The following is a 19361-nucleotide window of genomic DNA, read 5'->3' as shown; positions in this document are numbered from 1 at the left end:
CACGACCGCGATTGGCGTGGGCGAGTGCCCCTAGGGCGGTGTCGCCGCCCTCGGGCCGGGTCCGCCGTCGCTGAGCCATCCGGTCGTGTGTTCACGCCTACGAGATCGGTATCTGGGCCGCCGCGTTACGCCAGGTGGCTCGCACGCCTCTTTCGAGTGATGATCGTTGGGGGACCTTGGGCCGTGACCTGGCTGTTCGTGAGCGGGTGGCGGACTACGAGAGAGCCGACGGCACGCGGTCCAGCCGATCCGGACCGGAACGTCTCCAGCTGAGACGGGCGACGACCTCCGGCACGTGACAGACTTTGTTACAGCAGGTCCCGGACCGCTGCCGGCGACCGGACGAACGCCAGACACCGCGGGAGGCTTCCATGATTCTCATCGTCCTCAAGAAACAGATCCGTCCGGAGAAGCGCGACGAGTGGCTGGCCGGGGTCAAGCAGTACACCGCCGCCGTCCGGCAGGAGCCCGGCAACGTCTCGTTCGACTACTACGAGAACGCCGAGACGCCGAACGAGTTCGTGATCGTCGAGACGTTCGCGGACTCCGACGCGGGATCGGCGCACGTGGCCACCGAACACGCCAAGAATTTCTTTGCCTGGGTGCCGGCCATGATCGCGACCAAGCCCCAGATCAACTACCAGGACATCGACGGTGCGGCATGGTCGGACATGGCGGAGGTCTCCCCGGAGTGACGGACCTGAGCCAACGCTGAGGAGTACGGCGGCACAATCCCGCCGGGACAGCCCGCCGAGAGACCCTCGATCGGTGCACAACACGGCGCCGCTTTCGTAGGATCAGCACGTCAGGCGCCGATTCACGGCAAGCCTTCTGCGATTTCGCAGATTCACCCGAAAGAGGCCGTAACCTTTTCGGGATACCACGTTGGCCCATTTCGTGTACCTCGATGCCTCTTCACTACAAAGGTCCGCTATCGTTGGGCAACGCCAGTAGGGCTCCCCCACTCGCCGCTGGCAGTCAAGGTGGTTGTCGAGAGACTCCCGCCGATTTGAACAGGAGACCAACTGTGCTGAAGAAGGCTGGAATTGTGGTGGCGACTGCCGCCGCCGGTCTGCTCGCCCTGAGCCCGCTGGCGTTCGCCGGCGACTACAACGGCGACTCGGGTGGTCACCACCACCACGGTGGCGGCGACGACAGCGACAACGACCACAACAGCAGCGCGAGCTGCCACCAGGACAACAGCGCGAAGGACAAGACCCACGGCATTCACGGCCAGGCCGGTCTGGTCAACGTTCAGGACACCGTCGTTCAGGTTCCGATCCAGGCCTGCAACAACAGCGTCCTCGAGGGCGTCCTGGGCATTCTCACCAAGAACCAGAAGAACTCCGACGACCACGGCTGAGGTCCCGACCCCCGCTCGTGTGCTCCGCCTCGACAGAGCACGCTCCCCCGGGGGTCGGCAAGACTGAGCGATGAAGGACGTCAGACTCCGGTTGCGTAGTCGCGCACTCCAGTACGCGCGGACGCGCACGGCCTGCCGACCAGCCGCGGCTGGCTGTCTTGGGGAATCTGAGTAAGGCGTTCCGAGGGGCGGGTCCCGGTTTACCGGTGACCCGCCCCTTTTTTGTGCGCGCCGAGCCGGTCGCCGACTCGGCGCGCAGGAGATGGGGCGGTACAGCCACCGCGTCGTGCGGCCCGGATGCGAGCGCTCACGACCTTTCGTCGCAGGCTTCCGCACGCTCGTCTCGCGACCGTTCTACCTGCGCATCAGGGGCTTGACGACGCTGGATCGACGGGAGTACAAAATGCGCCGGCGATGACGCTGAAATAGCTAAAGGCACCGCACGAGGCGGCGCAACGGCACGATGTACAAGGATTGTGGGGGTAGAGGAGCGGTCTGGATGGAGGCGGTCGTCGGCGGCAATTCCGCCGCACGCCAGACTCCCGAACTGCTTTCTCCTCCCGAGTGGGCCGGCCCGGCCATTTCGCTGGGTCGGCCCCCTTTCCTATCCGGACCAGAAGAAGTGATCGCCTGACTTTCGTCGCGCCCGGCTACCGCTGAGGTGCCAAACTGGAGCTCCATCGCGTGGGCGGGGTCCAGCGGGGATCGAGGCGCAGCGCGACCAGGGTGCTGCGCCGACAGACCGCGAGGCGAGGCGAATGTCGGACGCCTTCCCGGTGACAGTCGGCGATACTTGCGATCAGGCGACGCAGGACCACGGTGGTGACGCCGGCGCCGAGCGCGTCTACCGCGGCGGTGGCCTGGTCGAGCGCCCGGTCCACCATGTCGGTTCCGCTGTCGTCGCGCAGCGCCGCGAGCGCAGCGCTGACGGCATCGACCGCCAGGGTCAGGTCTGCCTGCCCTTCGGCATCGGCGGTGTCGTGAACTGTCCGGTAGGTCGTCTCAACGAGCATGTCTGCTCCTCCTCGCCCAGCGATACCCAAAGCTGGACCGACCAGCCGCGCGAACGATCACCGAGCTAGGTGTGGGCGGGCGCAGGTCCGGGTCGGTCAGTGGGAGCTCACTTCATCTCAGTCCTCCCCGCCCGTTCCGGGTCAACCACACGTTGACCCATAAAGTCAACATACCATTGACAGCGGTCAACTTGCCGTTGACCCCCCGTGATCAGGCTAACCTTGATCGGTGGCGGGACGAGCGACTTCCAAGCAGGTACGGCACGCGTTGGAGGCCTACGAGTCCGCCCACGACCCAATGGACGCGTTGTCGGCCGCCCGCCAGCTCAAGGAGGCCGCCGAGGCGCTCGAGTTGGCCGCGGTGGCCGAGCTGCGACACCAGGGCGGCACCTGGGTGCAGATCGGCACCGTGTACGGCACTACCAAGCAGGGCGCTCAGCAGCGGTTCCGGGCGTCTCTGCCGCACAAGTGACCCGATTCCCCGGGTGGCCGGCGAGCTCGTCCCACCGCCGCACCGGCCGGCGCCGAACCTGCTCCACGCTGTGACGAGCGTGAAATCCGTCTACGGTCACGCCATGAACCTCACCGCGCACCCGATCGTTCTGCTCGCGGCGGACCTGGAGGCACGCGGTTTCCTCGCCGGTGTCGGGAAGTTCCTGCTGTTCGTGATCGTGGTCCTGGTCCTCATCGGGGTATTCATCGGGTTCAAGGTGTCCAAGCGCCGTCGCTGAGCAGATTTCCGGCGCGGGACACTAGTGTCCGGTCAGGCCGGATACCAGCCCGCCGACGAGTCCCGGGTCCCGCCGCTCGCCCGACCCGCTTCCCGAGTCGTCCGGGTGGTCGGACTGCTTCGATGAACCCTGGTCCGATGACCCGAGCAGGCCACCCACCACAGGCTCCAGGTTGATCGGCAGTACGCGCCCGAGACTGGTTCCCTCGGTGCCGCCGGACAGTGGACCGCCCTTGAGCCGCTCGACCCCGCTCACCACCCCGATACCCAGGGCGAAGATCACCACAGTCCAGACCAGCAACCGAGGCCAGGCACGGCGGCGGTTGCCGGTCGCGGTCCGCGCCGCCTGAGGCTGGCGACCCCTCGGCTGACCGCCGACCCTCGAGCGCACGCGGTCCGTGGTCCGCTCGATGGAGCGCTGGTAGACCTCGGTGCTCACCGCGGTGGCGACCGCACCCGCCGCGGCACCCCCCACAGTCCCGAACACACCGAGGTAGGAGCCGAGTACGGCCGAGGTGGCCGCGGCCAACCCGCCGGCGAGAACCTTGCTCGTGGTGAACGAGCGCGGACTCCGGGATGGGACCGTCGCCTCCGGCCAAGTCGGCGGCGGTGGCTCGACCCCCCGGGGTGCCGGGGCACGTGGCCGGGGTCGAGTGCCGAGGTCGGCGCGGTCGCGGGCTGATCGGGGATCGAAGGTCATGGCTCCATAACGGCAGGTCGCGAAATCCTTACTCTGGTTCAGACGCGCTGCAGCGCCCGAGGTTGTCCCGGAGCAGTGGACGTGACCGGACTCACCACATTTCCCGCTCAGCTCTGGGGCAGGACTGCGCGCAGGTGCGGGTCGAACCCGCTCGGGTCCTCCACGAAGGCGGTGTGGCCGCCGGGGAACATGGTGGGCTCGATGCCGAGCGCGCCGGCGAGCGCGCTCGAGGCGCGGTCACAGAGTTGACCGGCCGACGCTTCGCCGATCCCGACCACGATGCGGACTCCTCCGGCGCGCAGCCCGGCGATGTCGGGTCGCCAGCTGATGGTGCCGCGAATCTCGTGCTCGAACCAGAAGCGCTCGTCCGCTGCCTGCCTCGGCTCGGGGTCCCCCGCGAACATCATCTCGAACACGCCGTCCGGGAGCACGATGTCGGCCTGGGCCAGGAACTTCGCCCACGCTCCCACCCGGTCACCGCCGAGGTAGGTGGCAACGATGTCGTCGGTCTGCGCGCGGAGCTGCTCGCGGTCGTCGAGCAGCTCCACCAGCGGGGGCTCGTGGGCGACGACGGTGTGGACCAGCTCGGGGTGGGCCTCGGCGAGGGCCAGCGCGGTGACCGCGCCGCCGCTGGAGCCGAAGACGGTGGCCGCGCCGGCGTCCAGGTGGGTCAACAACCGGGCGAGGTCGGCGGCGCGCAGCTGTGGGGTCGAGTCACGGTCGGGGTCGGCAACCGTACTGCGGTTGGCGCCCCTGGGGTCCGTGGTGAGCACGGTATGGTCGGTGGCGAGCAGGTCGGCCAGCGGGGCGAAGGACGTGGCGTCCATCGGGGCGCCGACGAGGACCACGAGGGGGCCCTGACCCCGCACCTCGTAGTGCAGTCGGGCATCGGGGACCTCGAGGGTGGCCACGGTGGCGGGAGCGGTTGTCGTGCGGTTCATCGGGTCCTCCTGGGCGGGCTGTCACGCTCGGTCGGGGAAAAGACTGCCGGCGTGGGGCAGACTCATCGCTCGTGAGTGAAATTTCCGCGCGAACCGAGGACGCGACCGCGGCGGACGCCGACGACGCCGACCTGAGCCGGGCGCGGGACGGCGACGACGCGGCGTTCAACCGCCTCGTGGGGCCACTGCGCCGGGAGCTGCACGCTCACTGCTACCGCATGCTCGGCTCCACCCACGACGCCGACGACGCCCTGCAGGACGGCCTGCTGCGGGCATGGCGGGGACTCGCGCGCTTCGAGGGCCGAGGGTCGCTGCGCTCGTGGCTCTACACCGTGGCCACCCGCACCTGCCTGGACGCCGCGGCGAGCCGCGGCAAACGGGCGCTGCCCGTCGACCTCGGCCCGTCCAGCGATCGCGCGGTGGTCGGCGACGCCCCGCTTGCCGACGTCGCCTGGCTGGGCCCCTACCCCGACGGCGCCCTGCCCGAGGGCCGACTCAGCCCCGACGCGCGTTACGAGCAGCGCGAAGCCGTCGAGCTCGCCTTCGTCGCCGCGCTGCAGCACCTGCCGGGCAACCAGCGGGCGGCGCTGCTGCTGTTCGAGGTCCTCGGCTTCTCCGCCGCCGAGATCGCCGCCACGATGGACACCTCGATCGCGTCGGTGAACAGTGCACTGCAGCGGGCCCGCCGGATCGTGGCCGAGAAGGTCCCCGGCCGTAGCCAGCAGCAAACGCTGCGCCAGATCGGCGACGCACGGCTGCGGGAGATCGTCGCCGAGTACTCCGCCGCGTTGGAACGAGGCGACGCCGACGCACTGGTCGCGCTGCTCACCGACGATGTCACCTGGTCGATGCCCCCGCTGCCGCACTGGTACCGCGGCCTCGAGGCGGTCACCGACTTCGCCCTGCGGATCCCGCTGACCGGGTGCGGGAGCTGGCGACACCTCCCGACCAGCGCGAACGGCCAGGCTGCGGTGGGCTGCTACCTCTGGAACGAGCAGGCCGGCGCACACGTCGGCTGGTCGATCAACGTGCTGACCGTGCGCGGCGACCGGATCGCCGAGCTCACCTCGTTCATCGGCGCCGAGCACCTCGCGCGATTCGGACTGCCCGCCGCACTGCCCTGACCCGTCCCGCGGCGTCGGCGGAGCCGATCAAGCTCAGGTACTCAGGCGTTGGCCGCCGATGACCGAGAGGAGCTGGAGCTTCTCGTGGTCCTCGGTGCCGGGGGTGGCGGTGAAGACCGGTAGCGACTGGGACTGGTCGGGGTCGAGCAGCATCTGGCACTGCAGCGTGATGAGACCCGATCTCGGGGTGCAGGAGCTTCTTCTGCTCGGTGTACCGCACGCCGATCTCGTGGTCGGTCCAGAGCGCCGCGAACTCCGGGCTCAGCTCGAGGAGCCGGTCGGCGAGGCCGGCCGCGCGGGAGCCGCGGCCCTCGCGCGCGGCGATGACGCGCAGTTGTGCGGTGAACACCCGCCCGTGCAGCTGGTGATCTTCCGCCGGATAGATCGATCGGGAGCTAGGGTCGGTGAACCAGCGGTAGACGAGGCTGCGGGCCGGGCCGGTGAACCCGGTCTGGTCACCCTGCAGCGCCACCGCCAGCCTGGTCTGCACGAGCGTCTCGCCCAGTGTGGTGATGATCTGCGCCGGGGTGTCGTCGAGCCGGTCGAGAATCCGCAGCATGCCCGGGTTGACGTGATCGGCCCGCAGCGTGCGTTGGGGAGCGTTGTGACCGGCCACTTCCGCGGCTACCCGCAGATCCACCAGCCGGGCCGCGCCGCACGCGACCCCGAACTCGCCCGCCGACTATGGGACGTCGCCTCCACCCAGACCCACATCACCACCGGCAGGCGCTGAACGACGGGATCGGGGATCGGGTCAATCCGCCGCGCGCTCGTCGCCGGAGTCACCGTCGTTCGCCTGGTCGTCCTCACTGGCCCGCTCGTCGTCGGACCAGGCACGGTCGGGGAGCATCGCGTCGATGTCGTCCTGGGGGTGCAGGGTCGGCCAGTCGCGCTCTGGGGTGTCCGCGGGGTGTTTGTCCATGCCATGGGATACCCGGTTCGGGCTGCGTCAGTCGTGTTCCGGACCGCGGGGGTCGGTGCGGCACAGGACAAGAACCGCGATGTCGTCACCCGGCGCGTGAGGTCCGATGAGCTTTGCCATGACTGTCGCGCAGATCGTTTCGGGTGCGCCGGTGGTCACTGCCTGTCGCAGCAGCTCCAGACCGACGTCGAGGGGGACGCCCCGGCGTTCGACCAATCCGTCGGTGTAGGCGCACAGGACCGCTCCGGGCGGTAGGTCGACGGTGGTGGTGTGACGTGTCCGGTGGCTTCCGATGCCGATGAGAGGGTCGGCGGGCAGGTCGACCATCGTGGTCGGCTGGCCGAGCCGGGCCAGCATGGGCGGTGGGTGTCCGGCCGTGGACATGCGCAGCTCGAGGTGCGCGGGGTCGATCATGGCGCACCAGGTGCTGGCGAGCATCTCAGGCTGGAAGTAGCGGACCTGCCGGTCGAGCTTGGCCAACAGCTCCGCGGGGTCCTCGGTGTCCATGGCGTAACCGCGCAGCACGTCACGAATGCGGCCCATGGCCTGCGCCGCGCCCAAGCCACGGCCGACGACATCGCCGACGACTGTGCACAGCGTCCCGGAGGGGAGGGTGAACACGTCGTACCAGTCACCGCCCACCGACCCCTCGCCGGTGACATAGCGGGAGGCGAACTCGAGCCCGGGAACGTCGGGCAGCTCGTCGGGTAGCAGGCTGCGTTGCAACGTGGCCGCGGCAATGCGCTCACTGTGACGGGTGCGGGCCTGTATCGCGAGGGCGATGCGGTCGCCGACCGCTTGAAGCAGCTTGGCGTCCCCGTCAGTGAATCGCCGCGTCGTCAAGGTACCCACGTGCAGGACACCGAGCACGGCGCCGGCGTCGAGCAGCGGTACCCCCAGCAACGAGCGGATGCCTCGGTCCCGCAGAATTGGGTTCAGGACGTTGGTGTGGTCGACCTGCTCGATGGCGACAGGCCGTTTGTCCGCCGCGATCCGCCCAGCAAATCCTGCCCCCACCGGAATTTGCACACCCTGACGAACTTCCTCCTCCAGACCGCGGGCCGCGGCAGCGACCAAGAAACGCCCCGACCGGTTGAGCATCAGCACCGCCGCGGTGTCGACCGAGAGCAACTCCCGCACCCGGTCCAGCAACTCGGTGAGCAGCTCGTCCAGATTCAGGTGCGACAGGGCGGCGTCGGTCACCGCCTCCAAACGACGCAACCGCTCACCGGTCCCGTCGGGCTGTTCCCCCCTCGCCGACATGGCAAAACCCTAGTCCCACTACCTGGGTACCCGCGGCCGGACCGAGACCGCCGCGCCGAACTCCGACGTAATCGCGTCGATGCGGGCGCGGGTGGTCGATAGCCTCACGTCGTGATCGGCAGGATTGACGAGGTTGTTGTCGACTGTGCGGAACCCCTGGTGCTGGCCCGATTCTGGGCAGGGGTCCTGGGCGGCGAAGCTGTGGAGCGTCATCCGTCCTGGAGTTTCATCGATCCGCCGGGATGGACTCGACTTGCTTTCCAAAAGGTGCCCGAGGCCAAGACCGCCAAGAATCGGCTGCACCTGGATGTCGAGGTCCCCGACATCGCCGCCGCGACATCGCAGGCTGAAGCGCTCGGTGCGCGTCGGGTCGGCGAGATCCACCACGATGATGCCGGCTCCTACCAGGTCCTCCTCGATCCCGAGGGAAACGAGTGGTGCTTGGTCAACTCATGAACGACCTCCTCGAGCTGGCGGCGAAGGCACAGGGCGGGCTGGACCGCTGGCAACAGCTCACCGAGATCACCGCGCACGTGTCGATCTCCGCCGGCCGCACCTCGGCAACCCCGTGGGATCGTGGCGACGGTGGGCGCGGATGGGCGACCGAACCTCTCTCCGAAGGGCAACCCCGCTGGCCTCTTCAGCACGACGGCGACCTCCATGGCCCGGCCCCGGTCCCCGGCCGCTCGAGCCCGAGCAGATCTACGCCGCCCTGGATCGCGTTCGAGCGACTTCGCTAGTCCTCGGCGGACCCTTCTGAGTCGGCGCGGATCGCGGTAGGCGGGTCGCTCAGGTGATGGGGCTCGCCTTTAACCGTCCGCGTGGACTGATAGCTCCTACCAGCAGGATTTTCTGTGGGTAGGAGACGGTGTGCGCGGTGTTCCTGGCGATCGCGGCGGTGCTCATCCTGGCTGCCCTGGCACTCGACGATGGACAGATGTTCCTTGGCGCCACGACGGTGTTGGGGCTGCTGCCGCTGGTCGTCGTGCTGCTGATGCTGATCGACAAGCACGAGCGGTCCTGAACTCCCCGTGGCGAGGCCAGCTCGCTCGGTCGATCGAGAGGCACGATCACCGGGTGTACCGGCGGATTCGGTACCGCAGCCCGGACGTCGAGGACTGCCAGCCGGTGTCCTCGCTGACCGTCCATGACGCGTCCACTGCCGGGGCATACACATCCCCGTCGACCGTCGCTTCGACCTCGGTCACCGACAGCATCGTGGCGTGCTCCAAGGCCGCACGGTAGATCTCACCGCCACCGATCACCCATGCCGTGCCGGTAGGGGCCGCCCGCGGCGACGACGCCGCGGCCAGCTCCAGCGCCTCGGCGATCGACCCGGCGCGCTCCGCTCCTTCGGTAGCCCACTCGGGATCGCGGGTCACCACGATGTTGCGCCGGCCGACCAGCGGACGGAACCGCGGCGGCAGCGAGATCCAGGTCTTGCGCCCCATCACCACCGGGTGGCCGAGGGTGGCTGCCTTGAAGTGTGCCGTGTCCTCGGGCAGCCGCCACGGGATCGCGTTGTCGGCACCGATCACGCAGTCGGGGGTCTGCGCCCAGATCAGTCCGACGTTCACACCGCCACCGGGGCCTTGATCGCCGGGTGGTGCTCGTAGCCGACGACTTCCACGTCGGAGAAGCCGTAGTCGAAGAGCGTCTGGGCCTGCTTCAGCCGCAGCTCGGGGAACTCGAACGGGGTGCGCGAGAGCTGCTCCGTAACCTGCTCGACGTGGTTGTCATAGATGTGACAGTCGCCGCCGGTCCAGACGAAATCACCCAGCCCCAGCCCGGCCTGCTGCGCCACCATGTGCGTCAGCAGGGCGTAGCTGGCAATGTTGAACGGGACGCCGAGGAACAGGTCCGCGCTGCGCTGGTACAACTGGCAGGACAGGTTGCCGTCGGCCACGTAGAACTGGAAGAACGCGTGGCACGGCGCGAGCGCCATCTTGTCCAGCTCGGCGACGTTCCAGGCGGAGACGATCATCCGGCGGGAGTCCGGGTTCAGGCGCAGAGTGTCCAGGACCCCACTGATCTGGTCGATGTGCCGGCCGTCCGGGGTGGGCCAGGAACGCCACTGCACGCCGTAAACCGGGCCGAGCTCGCCGTCCGCGTCGGCCCACTCGTCCCAGATGGAGACGCCGTGCTCCCGCAGCCAGCCCACGTTCGAGTCCCCGCGCAGGAACCACAGCAGCTCGTAGACGATGGATTTGAGGTGCACCTTCTTGGTGGTGACCAGCGGGAACCCACGTGACAGGTCGTAGCGCAGCTGGTGCCCGAACACGCTGCGGGTTCCGGTGCCCGTCCGGTCGGCCTTGGCCGACCCGGAGGCGAGTACCAGCCGCAACAGGTCTTCGTACTGAGTGTCGACCACAGCCGTCGAGTTTACCGGCCACCTTCGGACGTGACTGGCCGCGTCGGGCCCTGGGTGTACTGCCCACCAGACATGTCCTAGGTCGCTGGACCGGTGTACCGCCACAAGCCGGGGGACCCAGCACGACGTGCGATGTGGGCCGTATGGAAGCCGTTCGCCATCGTGACCGTCTCCTGACGTCGGCGTATTAACCCGGATGGTCGATGTCCCGGTGTCGGGGTGGGACGTACTGATGTCTACGCAGGTCGGCGCCACGAGGCGATCCCGCTACGGGGCGGGATGTTCGTGGCGTGGGCCGAGCCGTTGCATGGGCCCAGGGGTCGGTGCTGCGGTGTGCGGGCCACATGTTCGAGGGAGTCGTCATGAGCCGAGGTGGCCATCACCGAGGTATCGGTGTCGTGAGCACTGACTCAGCGATGCTCTCCTGGCACCGCCGCCGGCCGGTGCGGGAAGTCCGAGGGTGGGTCGAGGTAACCAGCTCGTACCAGGACGTAGAGATAGGACGGGTCGGTCAGGGGCACGACGCGGGATTGGCCGAGACGCATCGCCCGGGCCAGCGCGGATTTGAGACGGTCCTGCATACCGGAGATCGAGATCCCCTCCCGGCTCGCGGCTTGTTTGAGCAGCAACGGCTCGGCGGGGTGGGCCGGCGGCCAGCTCAGCTGGGCTCCGAAGACGGTCAGCAGTGCCTGACGTTCGGCGGGGGGAGTCGGCCGGGGGGTTCGACGCGGTCGGTTTGGGTCAAGGTGGCGGACGCGACTGCGCCGGCCGGGGTAACGGGCAGGTCGTCGGCCTCGATCAGAACCCAGTGCTGAGAAACCGTGGAGTCGGGCAGCATGCGCACTGCGACCAGGGGCCAGTTGACGGTGCCCCGCGGCGCGGCGAGTTCGGGCGCCTGACCCCACGGATGCAGCACAGCGCCGTTGCGGTTGCCGATCGTGAGCTCCCAGCCGTGCTGGTTCACGTTGATCGCCACAGCGTTGCGCGAGACGGCGCCGCTGGGCACCGAGACTCCCAGCGCGAGCTCGCCCTCGCGGCCGATCTCAAGACTCTGCCCAACTTCGAGGGTGCGCGCGCCGGTCACCCGGCACGCGCCGGGCGCGCCTTCATAGGTCATCACCCACCGCTTGCCCACGCTCACACCCCTCCGTGTGCCGCGGCAGCACTACTCCCGCCGGCGGATCGGCGCACAGGCTACGACACCTACCGACACTCGAGAGCGTCTCATGTCTGATTTCTGGATTGGGCCGGTCGCGGCGCCGGACACCTACCGGTTAGTGAGTCTGCTGGGCGGCGGCGGCGAGGGCGAGGTGTGGAAAGCGGTGCTGCCACTGTCCTCGGAGGGGCGCCGCTCAGTCGCCATCAAAATCACCCGCGCGAAGGGTGACCAGGGCGACTGGGAACGGTTCGGTCATCTGCTGCGCAGCCTGTCCCATCCCGGTTTGGTGCGCATCACTGATGTCTTCACTGGCCCGGCTATGCACCGCCAGGGCGAGATCGCCGCCGGTGACGGGGCCGATGGAAACAACCTGCGGTACGTGGTCATGGATTACATCGACGGCATCAATCTGCGGGAATGGTCAGCAGAGAAGCCGGAGACCACTGTGTCGCAACGGCTGCGGTTGCTGGGCATGGTCGCCGCCGCACTGGATGAGATGCATTCCGGCGCGACCACGGAGGTCGCCGTCGCGCACGGTGATGTCAAGCCCGCCAACATCGTCGTGCGCTCCGACGGCGCGGCGATCCTGGTCGACCTCGGACTCGCCCGGTTGGCCGACGCCGGCGGCGTCCCCGGGCGCAGCGCCGCCTACGCCGCCCCTGAACTGCGCAGCCGCGGCGCGCTGGCCACACCCGGGGCCGATCGGTATGCCTTCGCCGTCACCACCGCGCACCTGCTCACCGGCCAAGCCCCACCGATCGGCGAGGACGGCTGGCTCGACACCCAGGCTCTTCGTGCCCTGCTGGAGTCCAGCCCGCTGACCGCGCGACGGCACCTGCTGATCCAGCGCATCATGACTATGATCAGCGCCCCGCCCGAGGCGCGTACCAGTCAGCTCCGGCCCTGGCTGGACGCCGCCGTGGAGTCGCTGTCCCAGGCCACCAGTACCGGGCTCTCCGCCGTCGCCGCACCACCGGTCGACAGCCCAACTCAACCACCGCGGACCGTTGATACACCCGCCCCGCCTACTCCCGAGGCGTCTAAATCTGAGGACGCGGGCCGCGGTGAGCAGTTCGGTCCGTACCGGCTCGAGCGGCTACTCGGCCGCGGTGGCATGGGCGAGGTGTACCGGGCCCTGGACACCGGCCGAAATCGGGTCGTCGCCCTCAAGCGGCTGCCCGCGGCCATGGCGGATGATCCCGAGTTCAAGGCCCGTTTCCGGGAGGAATCCAGGCTGGCGGCCCAGCTCAACGAGCCGCACATCATTCCAATTCACGACTTCGGCGAGATCAACGGGCACCTGTTCATCGATATGCGCCTCGTCGAAGGTACCGATCTCGCCCATCTGCTGGCCGACACCGGAGCGCTGTCCCCCGCCCGCGCGGTGCACATCGTGCGCCAGGTCGCCGATGCCCTGGACTCCGCGCACGTCGCCGGCCTGGTCCACCGCGACGTCAAACCCGCCAACATCCTGCTCCGCAGCGCCCAGACCGACACGACCGACTTCGACGACGGCAACGACTTTGCCTACCTGGTCGACTTCGGCATCGCCCGCGCGACCTCCGACCCCGGACTGACCGGCACCGGCGGAGCGATCGGATCAGTCACCTACATGGCGCCGGAACGCTTCCACGGCCACAGTGACCACCGAGCCGACATCTACTCGCTCGGCTGCCTGCTCTACGAAGCCGTGACCGCGCACCGGCCGTTCGATGTCACCGACACCGCCGCCGCGATCCACGCGCACCTCTATAACGAACCACCTCGTCCCAGTGCCGCCAACCCATCCGTGCCCGTTGCCCTCGACGCGGTGATCGCCAAAGCCATGGCCAAAGACCCCGACCAGCGTTACGCCACGGCGGGCGCACTCGCAGCGGCCGCGCGCAGCGCCCTCACCCTCTCCGGAGGCCCTCCCGTCCCCGACGCCGCCGACGCCGGCACCACCCACATCCCCCCTGGCGCACACCCGGAGCCCCACTACTGGACAGACCCCCCGACCATGCCCATCGACCTTCGTCTTACCGCGGCGCCCACACCGTCAGCGACGACACCACCGTTGGCGTCGAAGTCGAACCGGCGTTCCCTTGCGCTCGCGGGAGCGTTGGTGGCCCTCCTGGTCCTCGCTATCGCCGGGATCGGTGCCTACCGCTTTCTCACAGCCAGAGCGCCTACCCCGCCGAACGGCCCAACTCTCTCTGTCGCACAGGAACCGATCCAGACCCCTGGCGCGGATCCCTTCATGCCGTCGGTGGGAAAAGACGTCCCCAACACCAGGCAACCCCCGGGATCACACGGCGTATACGACGGCGGTACTCCCGGCCTCTATGGCGGCACCCTCAACAACGCCGAATGTGACCGGCCCAGCATGATCTCGTTCCTCCAGACCAACCCGGACAAAGCAGCCGCCTGGGCCACCGTCGAGAACATCAGCCCCACCGACGTTCCCGCCTATATCAACCAGCTGACCCCGGTCATCCTGCGCGGCGACACAGCCGTCACCAACCACGGATTCAAGGACGGTCACCCGACAACCCTGCAATCGGTCCTGCAAACAGGCACCGCCGTCCTCGTCGACCCATTCGGCGTGCCCCGCGCCCGTTGCTATTGCGGTAACCCGCTCAGTCCACCGGACCGGCCGAACAACGCCAACTACGCACCACCCGCCTGGCCGCTGTTCAACCCGTCAAACGTACTGACAAGCCACCCTCACGGTGCGCCGCTGATCGAGTTCACGCTCATCGACCTCACCACCAACACCCCGATCCACCGACCCACCGGCACAAGCGGCGAGAAGGACCTGCCACAACAACCTCCCCCGCCACCAGCCACGACCGCCGCACCACCACACCCCCGTGTTCCGGTTCCGGTGACACACACACCGACGCACCCGATAACCCGGCCCACTGAAGAGCCGGTGCAACCATCCCCGAGGAAGTGCCCCGATGGGTACAAACTCGTCGATGACGAATGTGAGAAAAAGTCGACAGGCGGCGGCAGCGAAAGCAACACTACGACACCACCTCCCCCGTCCATCAATCCATGTGACCACTCGAACCCGTCAACGTACGATCCTAAGAAATGCTGAAATTAAGGGGAACTCCAGCCACGGGTCCGGACTTCACCATCACAGCATCCGGAACGGAAGTCGAACACCCCGCCAGGTAGCGGGTGAGCCACACCTACCCGCTACGTAGCGGGTGTTGTACAGATGGTCCAACTGGTCTTATTTCAACGGCAGCCACACGGCGGCACAGCCCGAACATCAGGGCCGAACACCCCGGAACCCGCCCGTCATGAAAGGGACCAGCCATGACCACGAAGAGGCACATTGGAGCCGGCGCAGCCGCAATCGTCACCGCTCTCACCATCACTGTGCTCAGCGCGGCACCCGCGATGGCGGCAGACACCACTGCCACGACGACCGAGTACGCACAGACCGCCCAGCCCGCCGCATTCACACAGCCGATGAGCTCCCGCGACTACCAGCGCGGATACCAGCAGGGCTACCGCCAGGCATTCCGGGACGGCTACCAGGACGGCCGGGCCGCCTGCCGCCACCGCGTCACCAAGCACTCCCGGATCCAGAGCCAGGCCGACTTCCAGCGAGGCTTCGCCGACGGATACGACCGCGGCTACAACTCCGGCTTCAACCTCGGATGCCACTCGCACCGATGATGTAGACCGGGCTGGCGCTCACCGTTGCTCTCCAAGGCTGTCCCCGGCCCCGCTAGCCACGAGGGACCGGGGACACCTTGCATGAGCTAACCAATAGCCATGCCCTCGAATAGGGGAGCTCCGACTCTGTCGGCTGTATGTCCGCTCATCCCAGCTGCACCATCTGACCGACGGGGCGGTGGGTGGAGGCCAAGGGGATACCGGTGCGCCGTGAGATGTCAGAGGCGGTGAGGCTCGACGCCTCGGGCCCGAAAACCTGGAGAACACGGGTCGCCCGGCTCAGTGTCGTCTCAGGCGTGGTATCGAGTTGGTGGCGGAACGCGGACTGAACGGCCCGGATGCTGACATTCGAGGCCACCGCGATGTCGGCGACGCTGATATCAGCGTGGGGATGCCCTTCAATGAACGCGATGGCCCGCCGCGCGGCGCCCTGACCGCTAGAGACGCAGCGAACGACGACGTTTCGCACCCATCGTGATTCCCACCCGGCTCCCACTGCACCAACTTTGTCCATCGGAAGTCGGTACGCGGTCACCGAGGTCGCGCGCATAGAGCCACGTCCATTACATCGAAACTGGCCACGTACTGCTACATCTCACGTAGCCGCCGTTTGAGCTCGCTGAAGGCTCGACGACTGACGGGCAGCACCCTGGCCTCGTGCCCGGCTCTGATCCTGACCTGCCTGCCCGAGCGATCACAGGTCAGCTCCTCGACCAGCGCGAGCGACACGAGATAGGAGCGGTGGATCTGCGCAAACCCCGCGGGCTCCCACCGTCGCGCGAGCGTCCTCAGCGGCATCCGCACGAGGTGGCTGCCCGCGGCGGTGTACAGGCGGACGTAGTCACCGCTGGCCTGTGCCCACTGCACCGCCGATCGGCGAACGAGGGTGGTGACGCCGGCCAGCTCGACCGGAATTACGTCGTCTTCGGAGTCCTCTACATGTCGTGCCCTGGTAGCCGCGACGGCATCGATCACCCGGACCAACGACGCGGACAGCCGGTCCGCGCGCAACGGCTTGAGCAGGTAGTCCACAGCGCCGATGTCGAACGCGGCAACTGCCTGGGAGTCATCGGCAGTCACGAACACGACCGCCGGCGCCCCGCGCATCTGACCAAGCGACTGCGCGATCTCCATCCCGCTACGACCCGGCATCCGGATGTCCAGGAAAATTGCATCGACACCGCCGCCCTCGTCACCGTTAAAGGTTCTCAGAACTTGCACCGCGTCCGCCGCACCGAGCGCCGGCACCACGCTGCCCACTCGCTGGTCGTTCCCAAGAAGGTGGACCAGCTCGTCCAGCGCCGGTTCCTCGTCGTCGACGGCCAAAACGACCAGTTCAGCCAATCCACTCCCGCCGCCCATTCGCCCTCCCACCAGTCCGCCCGAGGCACGCTAGCCCGCACCAGATGGAAGGCAAAGGCTCTCGGCCGCCCATGCCGAAACTCGGTTCGGTGACGCGATCAGCGGTCAGCCAACCTGTAGAAACGGGACAACAGCGGCGCGCGTACGGGGTTGCGTTGGTGTGGAGGACCGCCACACGGTGCGCGGGGGTGGAGCGCCGCGCCCGCAAGGCCACCTTCAGCGAAGCACCCCGGGCCGCTTCGACGATCCGGCTCCGCCCTTGTAGCCGCGCTGGATTCTGCGACGGCTACCTCGTGCTCGTCGGTGATCCGGCCACCCTCTGGGGAGCCCGAGGGATAATCGACAGCCCAATTGCAGCGAGCGGGTAGGCCAGCACTCCTGCTGGCCGGACGTGCAGAGTCGCGCTGCCGGTGACGACACCCGGGCGATCCGGGGCAAGGCTAGACGTTATAGAGAAGTCGTCATGTGAGAAGCCATGAGGCGGTCGGCGTGCCTGCCAGCACCCCGGACCGCCGCAGGTGGCGTGGAGCGCTCAGACGGCCTCCGAGCCCACCGCTCGACCCGTCGACCGAGGCAGGACAGATGACCACCGCGCTGCACCAATGCAATCCACCGACCGAGCAGCACATCCACCCGCCGCTGCACTGGGAGTGCCCCGAGTGCGTCCGCCGTTGGGGCTGGCACAGCCTGGACAGTGACGGGTTCCATGTCGAGGGCTGGGTGAAGTACCCGGAGAACGAGCAGGACCGGGAGAACTACGAGTACGCCCAGCACAGCCGCCGCGCGCTCATGATCATCGGCTGGGCCGCGCTCATCGGGTTCGGGCTGCTCGCGCTGGCGGTGTGGAGCGTAGTGATCTCGCTCGGCTGAGGTGGGAGAGGCGGCCAGCGCCCACAACGGGGGCACCTGTGCACCACCCGTATCGCTAATGTTGCCGGCGTGCCCAGATTCGCTTCGTTCGTGCCGTACGCGATCGAGGAGATTGCTTGCTCAAAGACCTCTTGAACAAGGACAAGACGCTCGATCTGGCATCCGAGGTCAGCTCGGCCGTCACAACCTCCCCTAAAGGCCCGACCAGCCTGGATCCCCGTGTGTGGCTCGGCATGTGGGCCCTGCGCCGAAGCATCGCGACCGAGCGGAAGACGATCCAGCGCACGGGCACGTCGGCTCCGAAAGACCGCAAGTCGTATCTGCCGCGCGACATGGTGCTGTCGTTCCTCCAAGCACATCAGGAGGAGCGGACCGCGACAGGTGTGAAAGATGAGCGGACAGTGACAGGTGTGAAGTTTGCTGAGGGGGCTAGTCCCACTCACGGGTTCGATTACCACTGGGTCACCGGGTTCCTCAAGGAGCTCACTACGCACCTAGTCCGGAGAGTTCTCTTCACCCTTCCCCGAGACGCCCCGAAAACCGTGGCCGTTGCGCCCGACGCGCGGATCATCCTCGTCGGGGACTGGGGCACTGGCGAGGGCGTCGCGCTCGCCGTCGCGGCGCAGATGCGCAACCAGATCGACGCGGCGGACGAGCGCGAGGTCCACGTGGTGCATCTAGGTGACGTGTACTACGCCGGAACCCGTTGGGAGGCGCACCACCGATTCCTCGAGCATTGGCCAGTCCGCCCCGATGAGGCGGCGCATGTGCGGTCGTGGTGCCTCAACGGCAATCACGACATGTACTCAGCCGGGGAAGGCCTGTTCGATGTGATTCTCGCCGACGACCGGTTCAGCCGCCAGCGCACTGAGCGGGACCGGACAACCAGCGAGTTCCACTTGCGCAACGACAATTGGGACATCGTCGGCCTGGACACCAGCTGGAAGTTCCAGCTCACCGACGTCCGAGGTGCCGCGGGGCATCTGCAACCCCGGCAGTGCCGCTGGCTTGTGGCCCGCCTCACGGGAGCTGGACGACGCAGGATGCTGCTGTCGCATCATCAACCCTTCACCGATCGGGACGACGGTGCCGGCGTCATCGCGGTCGGCAACTTGCTGGAGGCGACCAGCCCGCTTCGGAAGGAGCGCGACATCGACGCCTGGTTCTGGGGCCACGAACACCGGCTCATTACCTATCGAACTCGCGACGGAATCGACTACGCAGCTTGCATGGGGCACGGTGCCGTCCTCGAAGAACCCGCGAAGGCCGCAGCGACCGGAGCAGGCGAAGCCGAGTTCGGCGCGACCTTCATCGACTCCGACGGCGACGAGTGGCGAATGCCCGGCTTCGCAGTGGTCGACCTCGCCGGACCGACCGCAACAGTGCGCTACATCGACATGAACGGTGACCCTTGGCGGGCACCGGACGTCCTCTGACAGGGGCCCGCCGCCGCCCTTGCCCGCCGCACTTGTCGCGGTCGCCGAAGAGGTCACGGAGGAGCCCGCCGAGCCCGCCGTGGTGTCGGAGGAGTGGGTCCTAAGGAGCCAAAGTCCCGACATACTGAGGACTGCGGTGGAGGCCTGTCCGAGGGCGGTGATCGGGGTGGGTACGGTCCCGTACAGCGTGGCCAATGCGCGGGATCGGTTATCGCCGGGCCGTCGACCCGGGGCCACGCTGGCGGCCACGTGAGGCGCGATGAGGCAGTTCGATCCGAGCATGTCAGTGGCGACCGGTTCCCGACCGTGCCCAAGACCTGGCACCCGGACAAGAACCCTGCCCGTCACGACCGTGTGCCGGGCGCCGTGGCAGGGCAAGCGGTTCAAGCCTCAGCGGTGGCACAAAGTCACCAGAAGAGGTGGGCGTCACGG

General features: G+C 67.9%; 24 protein-coding genes, 1 pseudogene and 1 riboswitch. Of the genes and pseudogenes, 12 read left to right on the top strand and 13 right to left on the bottom strand.

Features of this window, described 5'->3' with window-relative positions; all coding sequences use genetic code 11:
• The first annotated feature begins 371 nt into the window (after window positions 1-371).
• Both ACTXG6_RS07975 and ACTXG6_RS07970 read left to right on the top strand, forming a co-directional pair.
• Window positions 372-695 carry a putative quinol monooxygenase gene (locus ACTXG6_RS07975; protein ID WP_445187118.1) on the top strand — a complete coding sequence of 108 codons (324 nt, stop codon included), beginning with the start codon at window positions 372-374 and terminating at the stop codon, window positions 693-695.
• 332 nt (window positions 696-1027) lie between these two features.
• A complete protein-coding gene (locus ACTXG6_RS07970) occupies window positions 1028-1363 on the top strand; it encodes a hypothetical protein (protein ID WP_445187117.1) in 336 nt (111 codons plus the stop codon).
• Between the two features lie 650 nt (window positions 1364-2013).
• Here the strand turns inward: ACTXG6_RS07970 and ACTXG6_RS07965 are convergent.
• Window positions 2014-2376 (bottom strand): hypothetical protein, encoded by a 363-nt coding sequence (locus tag ACTXG6_RS07965; protein ID WP_445187116.1) that lies wholly within the window; start codon window positions 2374-2376, stop codon window positions 2014-2016.
• A gap of 229 nt (window positions 2377-2605) precedes the next feature.
• On the opposite strand from ACTXG6_RS07965, the gene ACTXG6_RS07960 reads away from it, so the two are divergent.
• Entirely contained in the window at window positions 2606-2848 is a 243-nt protein-coding gene (locus ACTXG6_RS07960) for a hypothetical protein (RefSeq protein ID WP_445187115.1), read from the top strand.
• 79 nt (window positions 2849-2927) lie between these two features.
• Complete coding sequence (locus ACTXG6_RS07955) at window positions 2928-3107, top strand: hypothetical protein (RefSeq protein WP_445187114.1); 180 nt, start codon at window positions 2928-2930, stop codon at window positions 3105-3107.
• Window positions 3108-3128: 21 nt separating this feature from the next.
• Here the strand turns inward: ACTXG6_RS07955 and ACTXG6_RS07950 are convergent, their stop codons facing one another.
• Together ACTXG6_RS07950 and ACTXG6_RS07945 are read right to left on the bottom strand one after the other, a co-directional pair.
• Window positions 3129-3806 (bottom strand): hypothetical protein, encoded by a 678-nt coding sequence (locus ACTXG6_RS07950; protein ID WP_445187113.1) that lies wholly within the window; start codon window positions 3804-3806, stop codon window positions 3129-3131.
• 107 nt (window positions 3807-3913) lie between these two features.
• A complete protein-coding gene (locus ACTXG6_RS07945; protein WP_445187112.1) occupies window positions 3914-4747 on the bottom strand; it encodes an alpha/beta fold hydrolase in 834 nt (277 codons plus the stop codon).
• Between the two features lie 71 nt (window positions 4748-4818).
• On the opposite strand from ACTXG6_RS07945, the gene ACTXG6_RS07940 reads away from it, so the two are divergent.
• Window positions 4819-5871: a sigma-70 family RNA polymerase sigma factor gene (locus ACTXG6_RS07940; protein WP_445187111.1), complete on the top strand. Its 1053-nt coding sequence runs from the start codon at window positions 4819-4821 to the stop codon at window positions 5869-5871.
• 33 nt (window positions 5872-5904) lie between these two features.
• Here the strand turns inward: ACTXG6_RS07940 and ACTXG6_RS07935 are convergent, their stop codons facing one another.
• The 4 genes and pseudogenes from ACTXG6_RS07935 to ACTXG6_RS07920 all read right to left on the bottom strand — a co-directional run bounded on the left by ACTXG6_RS07935 (window position 5905) and on the right by ACTXG6_RS07920 (window position 8056).
• Complete coding sequence (locus ACTXG6_RS07935; protein ID WP_445187110.1) at window positions 5905-6024, bottom strand: hypothetical protein; 120 nt, start codon at window positions 6022-6024, stop codon at window positions 5905-5907.
• A gap of 100 nt (window positions 6025-6124) precedes the next feature.
• Window positions 6125-6430: pseudogene (locus ACTXG6_RS07930) on the bottom strand (MmyB family transcriptional regulator); the annotation flags it as partial.
• A gap of 195 nt (window positions 6431-6625) precedes the next feature.
• Complete coding sequence (locus ACTXG6_RS07925) at window positions 6626-6793, bottom strand: hypothetical protein (protein ID WP_445187109.1); 168 nt, start codon at window positions 6791-6793, stop codon at window positions 6626-6628.
• A gap of 27 nt (window positions 6794-6820) precedes the next feature.
• On the bottom strand, window positions 6821-8056 hold the full coding sequence (locus tag ACTXG6_RS07920) for a PP2C family protein-serine/threonine phosphatase (RefSeq protein WP_445187108.1): 1236 nt from the start codon (window positions 8054-8056) through the stop codon (window positions 6821-6823).
• A gap of 111 nt (window positions 8057-8167) precedes the next feature.
• Here ACTXG6_RS07920 and ACTXG6_RS07915 point away from each other — a divergent pair, with 111 nt between their 5' ends.
• The 3 genes from ACTXG6_RS07915 (at window position 8168) to ACTXG6_RS07905 (ending at window position 9080) form a co-directional block, all read left to right on the top strand.
• Window positions 8168-8512, top strand: a complete 345-nt coding sequence (locus ACTXG6_RS07915; protein WP_445187107.1) for a VOC family protein — start codon at window positions 8168-8170, stop codon at window positions 8510-8512.
• A complete protein-coding gene (locus ACTXG6_RS07910) occupies window positions 8509-8796 on the top strand; it encodes a hypothetical protein (RefSeq protein ID WP_445187106.1) in 288 nt (95 codons plus the stop codon). The genes ACTXG6_RS07915 and ACTXG6_RS07910 overlap by 4 nt, the downstream gene beginning before the upstream one ends.
• A gap of 43 nt (window positions 8797-8839) precedes the next feature.
• Window positions 8840-8902: riboswitch (Fluoride riboswitch) on the top strand.
• 31 nt (window positions 8903-8933) lie between these two features.
• Window positions 8934-9080, top strand: a complete 147-nt coding sequence (locus ACTXG6_RS07905) for a hypothetical protein (protein WP_445187105.1) — start codon at window positions 8934-8936, stop codon at window positions 9078-9080.
• Between the two features lie 46 nt (window positions 9081-9126).
• On the opposite strand, the gene ACTXG6_RS07900 is transcribed toward ACTXG6_RS07905, so the two are convergent.
• The 4 genes from ACTXG6_RS07900 to ACTXG6_RS07885 form a co-directional block, all read right to left on the bottom strand.
• The gene (locus tag ACTXG6_RS07900; RefSeq protein WP_445187104.1) at window positions 9127-9633 is read right to left on the bottom strand and encodes a dihydrofolate reductase; all 507 of its coding nucleotides are present in this window, start codon (window positions 9631-9633) and stop codon (window positions 9127-9129) included.
• Window positions 9630-10427, bottom strand: a complete 798-nt coding sequence (locus ACTXG6_RS07895; RefSeq protein ID WP_445187103.1) for a thymidylate synthase — start codon at window positions 10425-10427, stop codon at window positions 9630-9632. The genes ACTXG6_RS07900 and ACTXG6_RS07895 overlap by 4 nt, the downstream gene beginning before the upstream one ends.
• Before the next feature lie 410 nt (window positions 10428-10837).
• The gene (locus tag ACTXG6_RS07890) at window positions 10838-11056 is read right to left on the bottom strand and encodes a hypothetical protein (protein ID WP_445187102.1); all 219 of its coding nucleotides are present in this window, start codon (window positions 11054-11056) and stop codon (window positions 10838-10840) included.
• A 50-nt stretch (window positions 11057-11106) separates the two neighbouring features.
• Window positions 11107-11568, bottom strand: coding sequence for a hypothetical protein (locus ACTXG6_RS07885; protein WP_445187101.1), 462 nt, complete (start codon window positions 11566-11568; stop codon window positions 11107-11109).
• An 85-nt stretch (window positions 11569-11653) separates the two neighbouring features.
• Between ACTXG6_RS07885 and ACTXG6_RS07880 the strand changes: the two genes are divergently transcribed.
• Both ACTXG6_RS07880 and ACTXG6_RS07875 read left to right on the top strand, forming a co-directional pair.
• On the top strand, window positions 11654-14671 hold the full coding sequence (locus tag ACTXG6_RS07880) for a protein kinase domain-containing protein (RefSeq protein WP_445187100.1): 3018 nt from the start codon (window positions 11654-11656) through the stop codon (window positions 14669-14671).
• A gap of 224 nt (window positions 14672-14895) precedes the next feature.
• Window positions 14896-15261, top strand: a complete 366-nt coding sequence (locus tag ACTXG6_RS07875) for a hypothetical protein (protein ID WP_445187099.1) — start codon at window positions 14896-14898, stop codon at window positions 15259-15261.
• 145 nt (window positions 15262-15406) lie between these two features.
• Here ACTXG6_RS07875 and ACTXG6_RS07870 read toward each other — a convergent pair whose 3' ends face one another.
• A complete protein-coding gene (locus ACTXG6_RS07870) occupies window positions 15407-15730 on the bottom strand; it encodes a helix-turn-helix domain-containing protein (RefSeq protein ID WP_445187098.1) in 324 nt (107 codons plus the stop codon).
• Window positions 15731-15849: 119 nt separating this feature from the next.
• The gene (locus ACTXG6_RS07865) at window positions 15850-16623 is read right to left on the bottom strand and encodes a LytR/AlgR family response regulator transcription factor (protein ID WP_445187097.1); all 774 of its coding nucleotides are present in this window, start codon (window positions 16621-16623) and stop codon (window positions 15850-15852) included.
• Between the two features lie 582 nt (window positions 16624-17205).
• On the opposite strand from ACTXG6_RS07865, the gene ACTXG6_RS07860 reads away from it, so the two are divergent.
• Complete coding sequence (locus ACTXG6_RS07860; RefSeq protein WP_445187096.1) at window positions 17206-17493, top strand: hypothetical protein; 288 nt, start codon at window positions 17206-17208, stop codon at window positions 17491-17493.
• A 116-nt stretch (window positions 17494-17609) separates the two neighbouring features.
• Window positions 17610-18929: a metallophosphoesterase family protein gene (locus ACTXG6_RS07855; protein ID WP_445187095.1), complete on the top strand. Its 1320-nt coding sequence runs from the start codon at window positions 17610-17612 to the stop codon at window positions 18927-18929.
• Window positions 18930-19361: the final 432 nt, after the last annotated feature.

The organism is Pseudonocardia sp. Cha107L01 (assembly GCF_052566575.1).
Note: the sequence above shows the minus strand (reverse complement) of the source record. Positions and strands in the feature narration are given on the sequence as shown.

Coding starts and splice junctions, on each gene's coding strand:
- ACTXG6_RS07880 (WP_445187100.1), top strand. CDS start 11,654: ATGTCTGATTTCTGGATTGGGCCGGTCGCGGCGCCGGACACCTACCGG.
- ACTXG6_RS07925 (WP_445187109.1), bottom strand. CDS start 6,793: ATGGACAAACACCCCGCGGACACCCCAGAGCGCGACTGGCCGACCCTG.
- ACTXG6_RS07860 (WP_445187096.1), top strand. CDS start 17,206: ATGACCACCGCGCTGCACCAATGCAATCCACCGACCGAGCAGCACATC.
- ACTXG6_RS07875 (WP_445187099.1), top strand. CDS start 14,896: ATGACCACGAAGAGGCACATTGGAGCCGGCGCAGCCGCAATCGTCACC.
- ACTXG6_RS07975 (WP_445187118.1), top strand. CDS start 372: ATGATTCTCATCGTCCTCAAGAAACAGATCCGTCCGGAGAAGCGCGAC.
- ACTXG6_RS07920 (WP_445187108.1), bottom strand. CDS start 8,056: ATGTCGGCGAGGGGGGAACAGCCCGACGGGACCGGTGAGCGGTTGCGT.
- ACTXG6_RS07965 (WP_445187116.1), bottom strand. CDS start 2,376: ATGCTCGTTGAGACGACCTACCGGACAGTTCACGACACCGCCGATGCC.
- ACTXG6_RS07950 (WP_445187113.1), bottom strand. CDS start 3,806: ATGACCTTCGATCCCCGATCAGCCCGCGACCGCGCCGACCTCGGCACT.
- ACTXG6_RS07945 (WP_445187112.1), bottom strand. CDS start 4,747: ATGAACCGCACGACAACCGCTCCCGCCACCGTGGCCACCCTCGAGGTC.
- ACTXG6_RS07865 (WP_445187097.1), bottom strand. CDS start 16,623: ATGGGCGGCGGGAGTGGATTGGCTGAACTGGTCGTTTTGGCCGTCGAC.
- ACTXG6_RS07910 (WP_445187106.1), top strand. CDS start 8,509: ATGAACGACCTCCTCGAGCTGGCGGCGAAGGCACAGGGCGGGCTGGAC.
- ACTXG6_RS07935 (WP_445187110.1), bottom strand. CDS start 6,024: ATGCTGCTCGACCCCGACCAGTCCCAGTCGCTACCGGTCTTCACCGCC.